The sequence below is a fragment of the Ruegeria sp. CG8 genome (assembly GCF_056537165.1).
This window is the reverse complement of sequence record NZ_JBQFRA010000002.1, coordinates 241,494-255,733: the sequence shown is the minus strand read 5'-3', so window position 1 is coordinate 255,733 and position 14,240 is coordinate 241,494. Positions and strand designations below refer to the sequence as shown.

The window sequence follows — 14,240 nt, the reverse complement described above, 5'->3', positions numbered from 1 at the left end:
TTCGTCATCCGCCTTTTGCGATGTTACGGGGCCCCCAGCGCGACGTCCTGCATCAACGAGCTGACCACCAATTCCGAGCCAAACCCGTAGCGCGCCCACCCCAGACTGTCCAGTCTGACGGAGCGTGCCTGTTCGGGTTTGCCGGCCTGCTTCAGGGCCTCGGCCTTCAGCAGCAGCAGCGTCGCCAACATCGAGGCGTTTTCGGCCCGCGTCATCGTCGCGATGGCCCGGTCGAGGTCCGGCAGGGCTTCGGGGCCGCGCCCCTGGGTCAGGGCATAGGCCGCCGTCTGAACCGTGATATGCGCGCGCTGAAGCTCGGTTCCGGGGGTCGCGCGCAGGTATTGCAGGGCTATGGCGTATTCGCGCTGCGCTTCCTCAGGGGCGTCGAATTCACCCAAACGGGCCTTCAGATAATGGGGGTACGCCCGGCGGTGATCGGTCCAACCTTGCTCTCGGCCGATCCGCATCGCGCGGTCGATGGCCCGCATTTGCCGCGGCGAGGCCCGGCCCTTGCCGACCGCCAGTTGCACGGCGTCGATCCATTCGCGCGGGGTCTCCGAGATTGGCTGGACGGGCAAATTGGCACCGCGCGGATTCAGGCGGGCGATGACCCCGGGTATGACCTGCGCCACCTGTTCCCGGGTCATTCCGGTCTGTAGTTCCGGCGCATAGGTCGCGCGCAGGATCAGCATGTCGAACCCGGTCAGGACAGTGTGGAAATTATCGTCGTTGAAGACCGAATCCGGCAGGCGGTACATGTCGTTCAGAGGCCCGATCGCCTGTGCAAGTTCTTCGTGAAGGCAATCCCGCATTTCCTGGGGGCTGACATCGTTGGGAATGAAGATCGCCAGCCGCTCGCGGCTGCGCAGTGCGCGCCAACTGCTTTTGGTCTTGCGCTTGTCTCGGTTGTATTCCTCGAGGCTGGACGCGTTGGGTACAACGAAACACGCGGCTTGCGGCAGAAGCCGCTGGATCTGGCGTTGGGTCACTGCTTCGATCGTGATGTTGGCCTGCCCATCGTTGACCTGGCGGATGTCGATCCGGGCTTCGCGCTGCAGTCTGGTCAGCAGACGCGTCAGGTCGGACCGCATCGTGGGGGCAGGGGCGCCCGTCAGCCGAACTGTGATCGGACCCTCGAACCGTGTGAACACCGGCAGGGCAGTGCCGCTTTCCAGCGAGAAATGCAGGTCCACGAAATCCGCCGCGATGTTCGTATTCGACCGGGCCGGCGGGAAAGGACGTGGCGTGCCGAAAGCCTGAGTCACCGGTGCCGCGGCCTCGGTCATCTTGATTTCATCGGGCAACTCAATCCGGTCGACCGAACTGCATCCGGCAAGGACAAAGCCAAGAAATATGCCGGCCAGACGTTTCATGGACGCCGATACTTGAGGAAAGGCGTCAGTTGGCCGACGCGGTCATAAAGCTGGCGCGCCGTATGGTTGAACTCCTGCGTCAGCCAGTAGACATCGGGCGCGCCTTTTCGATCGGCTTCGGCATAGACGGCCTCGATCAACGCCCGACCGACACCGGTGCCGCGTACATGCGGGCTGGCATAGAGATCCTGCAGATAGCAGACGTTTTCGATCTTCCAGGCATGGCGATGAAACAGGAAGTGGGTCAGCCCGATCAATTCGCCGTCCAACTCGGCCACAAGGCATGAAAAGTCCTGCGGATCATCCCCCAGCAGGCGCGCAAACGTGCTGTCGTAGACCTCGTCGGGCAAGGCCGTTTCGTAGAATTCAAGATATGCCCGCCACAACAAGTCCCAGCTCGGCCGGTCTTCGGGCTTGAGGGGGCGAATGCGCGGCGCTTGGGTCAATTGGGGTGGTCCTGCTCTACAGCGTGCTCGGTGTCGTGTTCTTTGATATTTGTTGCAGCAATGCTGGCATCAGGCTTGCCGCAAGGCAAGCCGTGATCACCAAGTATTCATGAATGGGCGGGCTTCAGCGCTTGGCGCGCGCCATGAAGGCCAGCCGTTCGAACAGATGCACGTCCTGCTCGTTCTTAAGCAATGCCCCGTGCAGCTTGGGCAGGGCATTTACCCCGTCGCGTTTCAGGTCTTCGGCATCCAGATCCTCAGCCAGCAGCAGTTTCAGCCAGTCCAACACCTCGGAGGTCGAGGGTTTTTTCTTCAGCCCCTGCGTCTCGCGGATTTCGTAGAACTGGGTCAGGGCGGTGGTCAGCAGTGCCTCTTTGATGCCGGGGTGATGCACTTCGACGATGCGGCGCATCGTGGCTTCGTCGGGGAAGCGGATGTAGTGGAAGAAACAGCGGCGCAGGAATGCGTCTGGCAGTTCCTTTTCATTGTTCGAGGTGATGATCACGATGGGGCGGTGTTTGGCCCGGATCGTTTCGCCGGTCTCGTAGACATGGAACTCCATCTTGTCGAGTTCCTGCAGCAGGTCGTTGGGGAACTCGATATCGGCTTTGTCGATCTCGTCGATCAGCAGCACGACCTTTTCATCGGCGTCGAAGGCCTGCCACAGCTTGCCTTTGCGGATATAGTTCGACACGTCGTGCACACGTTCGTCGCCTAGCTGGCTGTCGCGCAGACGGCTGACTGCGTCATATTCGTAAAGACCCTGCTGCGCGCGGGTGGTCGACTTGACGTTCCACTCGATCATTCTGAGACCCAGTGCGCCGGCGACCTGTTTGGCCAGTTCGGTTTTGCCGGTGCCGGGTTCACCCTTGACCAGCAGTGGTCGTTCCAGCGTGACGGCTGCGTTTACGGCAATGGTCAGGTCGTCGGTGGCAACGTATTCGGCTGTGCCTTTGAAACGTGCGGTCATGGGGCCCTCGTATGATGGTCGCAGCAACAGGAGACGGGAACCGGGTTACCTAGGGCGGGGCCGAATGACAAGCCGGGCCGCAGCGTCGCGGGCTGCCAACGACGGGCGCGAGGGACGAATCGCACCGATTCCATCATCCGCTCAAGGGTGTTCTGCCGCAAAATGGTCCTTTCGCTTTCACAGAATGGCGACGATTTGGTGTCCAAAGTCTCATATTTATACCGGTTCTCATAACGGCGCGTCGGGGTTGCGTTTGGATAGTGACATTCCCCGTCCCGTCAGTTAAACGCTGCGCAGAAGGGGGTGCCAAATGTCAGGCGACACGACCGCAAAAGACGTTTCTGGCCATACCGAGGGAGCCAATATGAAGCAGGAAGTTTTTCTGCCGGAGGACTATCGTCCGGCCGAAGATGAACCTTTCATGAATGAACGCCAGCTTGAGTATTTCCGCCGCAAGCTGCTGAACTGGAAACACGAACTTTTGGCAGGCAGCCGGGATACGATCGAGGGGCTGCAGGACAGCACCCGTAATATTCCCGACGTTGCAGACCGCGCCAGCGAGGAAACCGACCGTGCGCTGGAACTGCGCACCCGGGACCGGCAGCGCAAACTGGTTGCCAAGATCGACGCCGCTCTGCGCCGGATCGACGAGGGCGAATACGGTTACTGCGAAAAGACCGGTGACCCGATCTCGCTCAAGCGTCTGGATGCGCGTCCGATCGCGACCATGACGCTGGAAGCGCAAGAGCGTCACGAGCGTCGCGAAAAAGTTCACCGCGACGATTGATCGCTGGGTTCTTTCAAAAAAGACAAGCGCCGGGGCCTGTGGCTCCGGCCTTTTTGCGTTAGGCCCGTGTCATGAAGATCGACGGTTTGCAAATCTGTGTCATCGGCGGCGGGATCGGCGGAATGGCCGCTGCGCTGGCCTTGCAGCAACGCGGTGCACGGGTGACCGTGCTCGAGCAGGCCGAGGCCTTGACCGAGGTTGGGGCCGGCCTGCAAATCAGCGCCAACGGCATGGCGGTCCTGCGTGCGCTGGGTGTCGTGGATGATCCCGGTCGGGTCGCACAACTCTCTCACGGCACTGTTCTGCGCGATTATCGGCGGGGCCGCGTCGTCAGCCGTCTTCCGGCACCCTCGGCCGGACCCACGTGGTATTTCCACCGTGCTGACCTTCTGGAAGTGCTGCAAAAGGCGGCCGAGCGCGCAGGGGTGTCGATCAGGCTGGATGCCCGTGTCACCAATGTTCGGAAGCATCCGGCCGAAGCCGAGGTTGCGCTGCAGGATGGCACCCGGCTGCGCGCGGAATTCGCCGTTGCAGCGGATGGCGGGCGCAGCGGTATCCGGCCCATCCTGAACGGAACCGAAGCGCCCGCGTTCACGCATCAGGTGGCTTGGCGGGCAACGGTGCCCTGGATCAACCACGAAGCCGAGCCCATGGCATCGCTGACGATGGGCCCCGGGCGTCATGTCGTGACCTATCCGCTGCGAAAGCAGTCCATGTTGAACATCGTGGCGGTCGAAGAGCGGTCCGACTGGCGGGAGGAGGGCTGGCGTCTGCGCGGTGACCCCGAGGACCTGCGGGCGCGTTTTGCCGATTTCGGCGGTCCTGCAGGTGCCGCGCTTTCGCAGGTGCAAGATGTTCACCTGTGGGCTTTGTTTCTGCGCCCGGTGGCACAGAAATGGCAGAATGGTCGCGTTGCCCTTTTGGGGGACGCCGCGCATCCCACATTGCCGTTTATGGCTCAAGGGGCGTGCCTGGCTCTAGAGGATGCTTGGATCCTGGCCCGATCTTTTGACGAACAGTCGGGTGTCCGCCGCGCACTCGAAGCCTATGAAATCACGAGAAAAACCCGCGCGCGCAAGGTGGTCGCAGCTGCCGGTGCCAACGCGCGGAACTTTCATTTGCGCGGTCCCGCACGACTGGCCGCGCAGGCGGCCTTGGCCCTGATCGGTCCGCGCCTGACGCGTCGATACGACTGGATCTACGATTACGACCCGACGGCCTGACGAGTCAGATGTCGAGGTCCACCCAAACAGGGACGTGATCGGACGGTTTTTCATGTCCGCGCACTGCGGCGTCGATCTGGCAATCGCGCATCAGGTCCGCCGCTTGTGGTGTCAGAAGGAAATGGTCAATGCGAATGCCGTCATTCCGGTTCCACGCGCCGGCCTGATAATCCCAGAACGAATAGTGGCCCGGGCCTTGTGTCCGCGCGCGGAACGCTTCGGTGAAGCCAAGGTTCAGCACCTTGCGAAACGCCGCGCGGCTTTCCGGCCGAAACAGGGCGTCTTCGCGCCAGGCCTCCGGGCGTTTCGCGTCCTCGGCTTGCGGAATGATGTTGTAGTCCCCGGCCATGAGGGCCGGCTCTTCCGTGGCTAGAAGATCACGGGCGCGCTCGTACAGCCGCTCCATCCACGCAAGCTTGTAGTCGAATTTCGGCCCCGGAGCAGGGTTCCCGTTGGGAAGATAAAGCCCGCAAATCCGCAGCGCCCGCTTGCCGATGACGGTTGCCTCGATCCATCGCGCCTGCTCGTCCTCTTCATCCCCGGGCAGCCCGCGCGAGACGTCTTCCAGCGGATATTTCGAAAGTATCGCCACGCCGTTGAAGCTTTTCTGGCCATGGGTTTCGACGTTGTACCCGCGTTCCTCAAAGATCTCGCGGGGAAAGTTTTCGTCGACGGATTTGATTTCCTGCAGCAGGACTACATCGGGCTGGGCTTCGTCCAACCAGCGGGGCAGAGCCTCGGCCCGCGCCTTGATGCCGTTGATGTTGAATGTTGCGATTTTCATCCCGGTCCCTCCGAAGCTCTGCCGAAACCTATCGCCCAGAACGGAGGCCATCACAAGGTGTCAGTCAGGCCTGCCGCGGGCACCGGGGGCGTTTGGGGACGGATGACGCGATGACGAACTGGCCCAGTGGGCGCGGGACCAAAAACGGTCAACCGCGCCCTAAGGCCTGATCGCGGGACAGCGGGCGCTCCTGCAGATCATAGAGATATTCAGAGGACGGGGGCGCAACGCCCCCACGATTGATCACATCGAAAAAGACGTGCCGCACCCACAGGAAGAGGTTGCGTTGGGGTTGTCGATCACGAACCGGGCGCCGATCAGTTCCTGAGTGAAATCAATCGTCGCATTTTCCAGGAACGGCAAAGATATTTCGTCGACGACAACCTTCTGGCCTTTGCCTTCCAGTACCAGATCATCGTCCTTGGGCTCGTCCAATGCGATTTCGTACTGAAAGCCTGAACACCCTCCGCCTTCAACGGCGATGCGCAGGGCCTTGCCGTTGTCGGCGGCACCTATCTCGGCAAGCCTCTCGAAGGCGCGTTCTGTGACTCTCGGAGGCAGATTCATGCCATGCTCCAAAGGTTTATTTCCTCGTCGGTCTACAATATAGAAACCCCGGAGACAGGCGACAAGGACAAGACCATTGGAGCGAGCAGGATTTGCTGCCGATCCGGGCCGGGCGCGCGGGCGGCTGGTGCCAGAGGAAGAAAGCAGTTTCCGGTCGTGCTTTCAGCGGGACCGGGACAGGATCATACACGCCAGCGCGTTCCGACGTCTGAAGCACAAGACACAAGTTTTTGTCGAGCATGAAGGCGACAGCTATCGCACGCGCCTGACCCATTCGATCGAGGTGGCGCAGGTCGCGCGCACGATCTCGGGGGCATTGGGGCTGAACCCCGAACTGACCGAGGCCGTGGCCCTGGCGCATGATCTGGGCCACACGCCGTTTGGCCATACCGGCGAGGACGCTCTTCACGCGCTGATGGCGCCCTACGGGGGCTTCGACCACAACGCTCAGGCGATCCGCATCGTCACCAAGCTGGAACGGCATTACGCGGATTTCGACGGGTGCAACCTGACATGGGAATGCCTTGAGGGCATCGCCAAGCACAACGGCCCGGTTACGGGCGAGCTGCCCTGGGCGCTGGCCGAGTGCAATGCCGATTTTGACCTTGAACTGCACACCCATGCCAGCGCAGAGGCGCAGGTTGCGGCACTGTCCGACGACATCGCCTACAACAATCATGACCTGTTCGACGGCCTGCGGGCCGGACTTTTTAACGACGACGAGATCGCCCAATTGCCGATTGTCCGGGAGTGTTATGCCGAGGTGGATCGCAAGTATCCCGGGTTGGATTTCTACCGGCGTCGTCACGAGGCGCTGAGGCGGGTGTTCGGCGTGATGGTTTCGGATGTAATCGACACCTCGCGCGAGGTTCTGGAGAGATCGGGTGCGCAAACAGTCGAGGATGTCCGTCACCTCGGGGCTCCTGTCATCCGCTTCTCGGATGATCTTTGGGCGCAGCTCAACGATATTCGGGCGTTTCTGTTCACCCGCATGTACCGGGCGCCCAGCGTCATGGAGGTGCGCGCCAAGGTCAGTCGCGTAGTCGAGGAGCTGTTCCCGATCTATCTGAGCGACCCGCGCCAGATGCCTCGGCATTGGCATTCGGATATCGAAGCGGCGCCGGACGAGACCGCGCTGGCCCGGATCGTATCAGACTATATTGCGGGCATGACCGATCGGTTTGCCTTGCAGGATCATGCCCGCCTGACCGGCGCACAGCCCCCTCAGGTTTAGGGCTGCATGCTGCGAAAGCTGGTTTGGACCGCTCGCCTGCATTGACCTTGCCGCCTTGCGTGGTAAACCGCTGCGCAAGCAAAAGGACATCCGAAATGAACCTGTTCTCCGAGATCCGCGGCCTTGTTCTGGACGCGCTGACGCAGATGCAGTCCGAAGGCGCGCTGCCCGAGGGGCTGAGCTTTGACAACGTTGCGGTCGAACCCCCGCGCGACGCCGCCCATGGAGACATGGCGACCAATGCCGCGATGGTGTTGGCCAAGCCGGCCAAGATGAAGCCGCGTGACATTGCCGATGCGCTCGCCGCGAAACTGGCCGCCGATGAGCGGATCACGAGTGCCGAGGTTGCAGGTCCGGGCTTTCTCAACCTGCGGCTCGCTCCGTCGGTCTGGCAGGGCGTTCTGGGTGCGGTGTTGGAACAGGGCACGGATTATGGTCGCTCGACCATGGGGCAGGGGCTGAAGGTGAACGTGGAATACGTCTCGGCCAACCCCACGGGACCGCTGCATGTGGGCCACACGCGTGGCGCAGTGTTCGGCGACGCGCTGGCCAGCCTGTTGGCCTATTCCGGCCACGACGTGACCCGTGAATACTACATCAACGATGGCGGTGCGCAGGTGGATGTGCTGGCCCGGTCCGCGTTCGAGCGGTACCGCGAGGCCAACGGCCTGAGCCCGGAGATCGCCGAAGGCCTTTACCCGGGCGACTACCTGATCCCGATCGGTGAGGCGCTGAAGGAAAAATACGGCGACAGCTTGCTGGACAAGCCTGAAAGCGAATGGCTGGCCGAGGTCCGCGTTTTCGCAACCGATGCGATGATGGATCTGATCCGCGCCGATCTGAAGGCGCTGGGCGTCGAGATGGACGTGTTCTTCTCGGAGAAGTCGCTGTACGGAACCGGCAAGATTGAGGCCGCACTGAAGTCGCTCAGCGACAAGGGTCTTATCTATGAAGGCGTTCTTGAGCCGCCCAAGGGCAAAACCCCCGAAGACTGGGAACCGCGCGAGCAGACCCTGTTCAAGTCTACCGCGCATGGCGACGATGTGGATCGCCCTGTCAAGAAATCCGATGGCAGCTGGACTTATTTTGCTCCGGACATCGCTTATCACTACGACAAGGTGAGCCGCGGATTTGACGCTCTGATCGACGTGTTCGGCGCAGATCACGGTGGTTACGTCAAGCGGATGAAGGCCGCCGTTTCGGCCTTGTCGGACGGCAAGGTGCCGCTGGACATCAAGCTGACCCAGTTGGTGAAACTGTGGAAAAACGGTGAGCCGTTCAAGATGTCCAAGCGGGCCGGCAATTTCGTCACTCTGCGTGATGTGGTTGACCAGGTTGGCCCGGACGTCACCCGGTTCGTGATGCTGACCCGCAAGAACGATGCGCCGCTGGACTTCGATTTCGACAAGGTGCTTGAGCAAAGCCGCGAGAACCCCGTGTTCTACGTGCAATACGCCCATGCCCGGGTCATGAGCGTTCTGCGCCGGGCCGCCGAAGCGGGCATTGCCGCGGACGACGCGACCCTCAAGGCTGCCGATCTGAGCAAGATCGACCACGCGGCCGAGTTGGTTGTTGCCAAAAAGCTGGCCGAATGGCCACGGCTGGTCGAGATCGCTGCGCGTACCAACGAACCGCATCGCGTTGCCTTCTATCTGTATGAACTTGCAGGGGATTTCCACGCATTGTGGAACAAGGGCAACGAAGAAATGTCGCTGCGCTTCCTGCAAGATGGTGACGCGGCAACAAGCCAGGCAAAAATCGCGCTGGCCCGGGCCGTTTCTGTTGTGATTTCAGCAGGCTTGGGTATTCTTGGTGTCACGCCGGCGCAGGAGATGCGGTAACCAACACTGCCCGAACCGCCGGCCCGAGGTAGGCAAGAAATGACCCGCGCGCCCCAATTTCAGGCGCGAAACGGGCAGTGAGGCGGATATGACCAGTTACGATTTCTCGGGGCAGACCAGCCCCGAGCACGCGCATTACTCGAATCAGTTCCACCCCGAAGATGGGTATGAATATCCCGACGACATGATGGACCAGGCTGAGGGCGCGCCGGCGGGCGTGGGCCTCGGGCGGGTCGTCAACCTGCTGGGTGCTGCCGCGTCTCTGGCGCTTGTCGCTGGCGTCGCGATCTGGGGGTACAAGCTGGTCATGCGCGATGTGAGCGGCGTGCCGGTCGTACGCGCGGCCGAGGGGCCGATGCGGGTGCAGCCGGAAACTCCCGGGGGCACACCCGCCGATCACCAGGGTCTTGCGGTCAATGCAGTTGCGGCGGTTGGAACCGCGGCGCCTCCGGCCGACCGGCTGATCCTTGCGCCGCGACCCGTTTCCCTGACGGATGAAGACGTGGCGATGGGCGAGCTGAAGCCGACCCCCGCCGTGCATGTTGTCGAACAAGAAATCTCGAACCAGGAAGCGGCCGAACTGCGTCAAGGCGCAGTTGACGCCGTGGTGGCCGAACTGCCCGGCGCGCCTGCCGTTGAGACACCGCAGACCGAAGCGGGTGTGCAGCTTGCATCCCTGAACTTGGCCGATGACGAGCCAGCCATTGATCCGGCCGATCTCGCCGCTCAGTTGCCGGATCCCGAAATCGCGGCCCTGCCGGGCGTGCGCCGGTCCCTGCGTCCGCTCCGCCGCCCGGCGCGCGCGGCTTCCGCTGTGCGCCCTGCGGTCAACGAAGACGCGATCAACGCCGCGGTCAAGGCTGCTGTAGGGTTGGATGTCGACCCGAACACCTTGACTAAGGGTACCCGGCTGGCGCAGCTGGGTGCGTTTGAAAGCCCCGAGGTCGCGCAGGCCGAATGGGACAGGCTGTATCGTCGGTTTGGCGAATATATGGATGGAAAGCAGAGGGTTATCCAGAAAACCTCAAGCGGAGGCCGCACGTTTTACCGTCTGCGGGTCCTGGGGTTCGATGACCTGAGCGACTCGCGCCAGTTCTGCGCCGCCCTTGTCGCACAGGACGCTGACTGTATCCCGGTTGCCGTGCGGTGAGGTTTGGCGCCACGATCACGGATGCGGCGGGGCTGCGATTGACACCCGAAGAAAAGGCGTTGTTTCGCCAAATGAACCCGTTCGGGTTCATCCTGTTTGCCCGCAACATCGAAACCGCGGATCAGGTCCGTGCCTTGTGTGGCGACTTTCGCGAGGCTGTCGGCCGAAACTGTCCGATCACCATCGATCAAGAAGGCGGACGGGTCCAACGTTTGCGCGCGCCACTTGCCCGGCAATGGATGCCCCCATTGGATCATGCGGAACGTGCCGGCGACCATGCCGAGCGGGCCATGTACCTGCGGTACCGCCTGATCGCGCATGAACTGTATTCCATGGGGATCGACAGCAACTGCGCACCGATGGTGGATCTGGCGCGTCCAGACACCCACGCGTTTTTACGCAACCGGTGCTACGGTGGCGATGCTGCTACGGTCGCAAAAATCGGCCGGGCCGTTGCGCAGGGTCATTTGGACGGTGGCGTGTTGCCCATCGTCAAGCATATTCCCGGCCACGGGCGGGCGACCTTGGACAGCCATTTCGATCTGCCACACGTCAATGCGCCGTTGGTCGATCTGTTGCAGACCGATTTTGCCCCGTTTCGCGCCTTGAACGACCTGCCGATGGGCATGACAGCCCATTTGGTCTTTGAGCAGCTCGATGAACGACCGGCAACGATCTCTCCGCAGATGATGGCTGTGATCCGGGATCAGATCGGGTTTGATGGCCTGATCATGACCGACGACATCTCGATGAAGGCGCTCAGCGGGTCTTTGGCCGACCTGTCACGTCAGGCGCTGGCCGCAGGATGCGATGTTGTGCTGCACTGCAACGGCTCGCTTGCCGACAGGGCGACGGTCATGGAAGCTGCGGGCGAGATGTCCGAGGCGGCACAAGCCCGCGCAGACAAGGCGCTGGCACAGCGGCAATCGCCCGAGGAACTTGACATCCGTGCCGCCGAGACGGAACTATCCCGTCTGATGGGCGGGCAGGTATATGACGGATAACCTTTTCAGCGAAGACCCGGTTTCGGTCGCCGATCGGCTGGCCGCCGAGGCGCTGATCGTGGACGTCGACGGGTTTGAAGGCCCGCTGGACGTGCTGCTGACCCTGTCGCGGACGCAAAAGGTCGATCTGCGCAAGATTTCGGTTCTGGCGCTGGCGCAGCAATATCTGGCCTTTGTCGAGCGGGCCCGCGCCCTGCGGATCGAACTGGCAGCCGATTACCTCGTGATGGCTGCGTGGCTGGCCTTTCTGAAATCCCGGCTGTTGCTGCCGCCCGACCCCGACGAAGAGGGGCCGACGGGCGAGGAACTGGCCGCTCACCTGGCCTTTCAGCTGGAACGCCTGCAGGCGATGCGCGACGCGGCGGCGCGCCTGATGGCGCGCGACCAACTCGGGCGCGATTTCTTCAGGCGCGGGCAGGGCGAGGATGTCACCCGCATCCGCACGGTCACTTATTCCGCGACCTTGCTGGACCTGATGCAGGGCTATGCCCGCATCCGCACCCGCGACGAGTTCCGGCCCTTCGTGATGGACCGCGACGCCGTTTTCACGATGGAACAGGCGCTGGAACGCATGCGCCCGCTGATCGGTTTTGCCGGAACCTGGACCGACATGGAAACCTACCTGCCCGACGGATGGGACGTTGACCCGGTGCGGCGGCGCTCGGCCACGGCGGCGACGTTTGCGGCCTCGCTGGAACTGGTCAAGGAAGGACATATGGAGATCAAGCAAAGCGAGACCTTTGCTCAAATCCAACTGCGCAGAAGGACTGACAAACGTGACTGACGCCCCCGAAGACGACGGCACCGGCACCCTGTTCGAAGCGCCTCCACTGGCTGAGCAGGAGCGTATGGTCGAGGCGGTACTGTTCGCCAGCGCTGAGCCGGTGACAGTGGCCGATCTTGAGGCGCGGATGCCGCATGGCTGCGACGCCGCGCAAGCGCTGGAACTGCTGCAGAAACGTTATGAAGGGCGCGGAGTCCGCGTGGTCAAAGTGGGCGAGGCGTGGGCCATTCGCACGGCCCCCGATCTGGGCTTCCTGATGCAGAAGGAAACGGTCGAGACCCGCAAGCTGAGCCGCGCCGCCATCGAAACCCTGGCGATCGTGGCCTATCATCAGCCCTGCACCCGCGCCGAGATCGAAGAAATCCGCGGCGTGTCCGTGTCGCGGGGCACCATCGACCAGCTGCTGGAGATGGAGTGGATTCGGCTGGGCCGTCGCCGCATGACGCCGGGCCGCCCGGTGACCTTTGTCGTAACGCCTCAGTTCCTGGACCATTTCGGTCTGGAAAGCGCGCGTGACTTGCCGGGCCTTAAGGAACTGCGCGCTGCTGGCTTGCTGGAAAACCGGCCACCGCCGGGGGCGATGCCGATCGGCGAGGCCAACGAAGATGAAACGGGTGACGAAGACCAGTCCGAACTGTTCGAGGAAGATTGATTGCGTCGCCCATTTGTCGGCGCATATCGCCGTTAGGTTCGGCGCAGAGGAACGGAGACCGAAATGAACGCAAACCGCATCATCGACATGATCGTTCGGCAAGTCATGCGCAGGCTGGTCACGCGTGGTGTCGACAAAGGTTTTGACCTTGCCGATCGTGCGACCCGCAAGCCGGGCCAACAGAGCCAGGCGCGCGATCCTCAGACCGACCGGCGCATGGCGCAAAGTGCAGGCGGACAGAGCCCGAGCATGAAACAGGCCAAGCAGCTGACCCGCCAGATGCGGCGGTTCATGCGGTTCTGAGGTTTACTGTGCGGACTTGAAATGCTTCGATAATTTCAGGCCTTGGCCCTGATAGTTCGAAGCAATTCCTGCGCCGTACAGCTGTGTCGGCATCTCGGCCATACGCTCATAGACCAGCCGCCCGACGACCTGTCCATGCTCCAGTACGAAGGGCGCTTCGTGACAGCGAACTTCCAGAACTCCACGTGACCCGGCGCCTCCGGCTTCGGCATGACCGAAGCCCGGATCGAAAAAGCCCGCGTAGTGCACCCGGAATTCGCCCACCATCGCCAGGTAGGGCGCCATTTCGGCCGCGTACATCGGTGGGATGTGAACCGCCTCTCGGCTGACCAGGATATAGAATGCGCCCGGATCCAGAATGATCCGCCCGTCCTTGGTACGCACCTCTTCCCAGTATTCCTGTGGGTCGTATTCGCCGATCCGGTCAAGGTCGATCACGCCGGTATGCGGTTTCGCGCGATAGCCAACAAGGTCAGTGTTGGGCAGGCGCAGGTCGACCGAAAACCCCAGACCGTCCTGAATGACGGCCGGACCATCGACCAATGGTGATTCCGCATGCAGAGCGGTCAGGTCTGCATCGGGCAAAACCGCCTGGCCTTGCCGGAAACGGATCTGGTTCAGCCGCATCCCCGGACGCACCAGAACAGAAAAGGACCGCGGGCAGATTTCGGCGTAGAGGGGCCCCGAATAGCCTGCGGGCACCCGGTCGAACTCGGTTCCGCCGTCGGTGATGGTACGGGTCAGAAGGTCCAGACGCCCGGTCGAGCTTTTGGCGTTGGCGACAGCAGTCACGTCACCGGGCAGGGACAACGCTTCCATCAGGGGCACAAGGTAGACGCAACCTTTTTCGAGAACGGCGCCGTCGGTGATGTCGATCCGGTGCATTTCGAACTCGGCCAGCCGTTCGGACACCGAACGGCCTTCGCCCGCCAGAAATGACGCGCGGACGCGGTAAGCGACTGTTCCCAAACGAAGATCAAGGCTGGCGGGCTGGATCTGAGCGGGCAGAATGGCCGGCTCGGCGGTGATCTCACCGCGCGCGATCATCGCCTCGATTTGCTGGTTCGGGCATACACCTGTCATTCCGATCCCCCCTGGTGCCAGAGCGGGATCTGGCCTGTC

At 62.2% G+C, this 14,240-nt stretch carries 15 protein-coding genes; 9 read left to right on the top strand and 6 right to left on the bottom strand.

Annotated elements, in window-relative coordinates; genetic code table 11:
- Positions 1-23 precede the first annotated feature (23 nt).
- From ACR0EF_RS07230 to ACR0EF_RS07220, 3 genes are all read right to left on the bottom strand, one after another.
- The gene (locus ACR0EF_RS07230; RefSeq protein WP_170372383.1) at positions 24-1,373 is read right to left on the bottom strand and encodes a DUF2927 domain-containing protein; all 1,350 of its coding nucleotides are present in this window, start codon (positions 1,371-1,373) and stop codon (positions 24-26) included.
- Positions 1,370-1,819, bottom strand: coding sequence for a GNAT family N-acetyltransferase (locus ACR0EF_RS07225; RefSeq protein ID WP_170363283.1), 450 nt, complete (start codon positions 1,817-1,819; stop codon positions 1,370-1,372). Before ACR0EF_RS07225 ends, ACR0EF_RS07230 begins: the two co-directional genes overlap by 4 nt.
- Before the next feature lie 124 nt (positions 1,820-1,943).
- On the bottom strand, positions 1,944-2,789 hold the full coding sequence (locus ACR0EF_RS07220) for an AAA family ATPase (RefSeq protein WP_093962329.1): 846 nt from the start codon (positions 2,787-2,789) through the stop codon (positions 1,944-1,946).
- Positions 2,790-3,153: 364 nt separating this feature from the next.
- Here ACR0EF_RS07220 and dksA point away from each other — a divergent pair, with 364 nt between their 5' ends.
- Positions 3,154-3,576 carry an RNA polymerase-binding protein DksA gene (gene dksA, locus ACR0EF_RS07215; RefSeq protein WP_170358872.1) on the top strand — a complete coding sequence of 141 codons (423 nt, stop codon included), beginning with the start codon at positions 3,154-3,156 and terminating at the stop codon, positions 3,574-3,576.
- A gap of 71 nt (positions 3,577-3,647) precedes the next feature.
- The gene (locus ACR0EF_RS07210; protein ID WP_170370622.1) at positions 3,648-4,799 is read left to right on the top strand and encodes an FAD-dependent oxidoreductase; all 1,152 of its coding nucleotides are present in this window, start codon (positions 3,648-3,650) and stop codon (positions 4,797-4,799) included.
- A 4-nt stretch (positions 4,800-4,803) separates the two neighbouring features.
- Here the strand turns inward: ACR0EF_RS07210 and xth are convergent, their stop codons facing one another.
- On the bottom strand, positions 4,804-5,583 hold the full coding sequence (gene xth / locus ACR0EF_RS07205) for an exodeoxyribonuclease III (RefSeq protein WP_170338208.1): 780 nt from the start codon (positions 5,581-5,583) through the stop codon (positions 4,804-4,806).
- 243 nt (positions 5,584-5,826) lie between these two features.
- Positions 5,827-6,150, bottom strand: coding sequence for a HesB/IscA family protein (locus tag ACR0EF_RS07200; protein ID WP_093962326.1), 324 nt, complete (start codon positions 6,148-6,150; stop codon positions 5,827-5,829).
- A 76-nt stretch (positions 6,151-6,226) separates the two neighbouring features.
- On the opposite strand from ACR0EF_RS07200, the gene ACR0EF_RS07195 reads away from it, so the two are divergent.
- The 7 genes from ACR0EF_RS07195 to ACR0EF_RS07165 all read left to right on the top strand — a co-directional run bounded on the left by ACR0EF_RS07195 (position 6,227) and on the right by ACR0EF_RS07165 (position 13,118).
- Positions 6,227-7,384, top strand: a complete 1,158-nt coding sequence (locus ACR0EF_RS07195) for a deoxyguanosinetriphosphate triphosphohydrolase (protein WP_170370620.1) — start codon at positions 6,227-6,229, stop codon at positions 7,382-7,384.
- Between the two features lie 95 nt (positions 7,385-7,479).
- Positions 7,480-9,225 carry an arginine--tRNA ligase gene (gene argS, locus ACR0EF_RS07190; protein ID WP_170358878.1) on the top strand — a complete coding sequence of 582 codons (1,746 nt, stop codon included), beginning with the start codon at positions 7,480-7,482 and terminating at the stop codon, positions 9,223-9,225.
- 88 nt (positions 9,226-9,313) lie between these two features.
- Positions 9,314-10,375: an SPOR domain-containing protein gene (locus ACR0EF_RS07185; RefSeq protein ID WP_170372385.1), complete on the top strand. Its 1,062-nt coding sequence runs from the start codon at positions 9,314-9,316 to the stop codon at positions 10,373-10,375.
- Positions 10,372-11,379, top strand: coding sequence for a beta-N-acetylhexosaminidase (gene nagZ / locus ACR0EF_RS07180; RefSeq protein ID WP_170372387.1), 1,008 nt, complete (start codon positions 10,372-10,374; stop codon positions 11,377-11,379). Before ACR0EF_RS07185 ends, nagZ begins: the two co-directional genes overlap by 4 nt.
- The gene (locus ACR0EF_RS07175) at positions 11,369-12,163 is read left to right on the top strand and encodes a segregation and condensation protein A (RefSeq protein WP_170372390.1); all 795 of its coding nucleotides are present in this window, start codon (positions 11,369-11,371) and stop codon (positions 12,161-12,163) included. The genes nagZ and ACR0EF_RS07175 overlap by 11 nt, the downstream gene beginning before the upstream one ends.
- Positions 12,156-12,815, top strand: a complete 660-nt coding sequence (scpB, locus tag ACR0EF_RS07170; RefSeq protein WP_170338220.1) for an SMC-Scp complex subunit ScpB — start codon at positions 12,156-12,158, stop codon at positions 12,813-12,815. The genes ACR0EF_RS07175 and scpB overlap by 8 nt, the downstream gene beginning before the upstream one ends.
- A 63-nt stretch (positions 12,816-12,878) precedes the next feature.
- Positions 12,879-13,118 (top strand): hypothetical protein, encoded by a 240-nt coding sequence (locus ACR0EF_RS07165; RefSeq protein WP_093962319.1) that lies wholly within the window; start codon positions 12,879-12,881, stop codon positions 13,116-13,118.
- 3 nt (positions 13,119-13,121) lie between these two features.
- Here the strand turns inward: ACR0EF_RS07165 and ACR0EF_RS07160 are convergent, their stop codons facing one another.
- Positions 13,122-14,201 carry a 2'-deoxycytidine 5'-triphosphate deaminase gene (locus ACR0EF_RS07160; protein ID WP_170372392.1) on the bottom strand — a complete coding sequence of 360 codons (1,080 nt, stop codon included), beginning with the start codon at positions 14,199-14,201 and terminating at the stop codon, positions 13,122-13,124.
- Between the last annotated feature and the right edge of the window lie 39 nt (positions 14,202-14,240).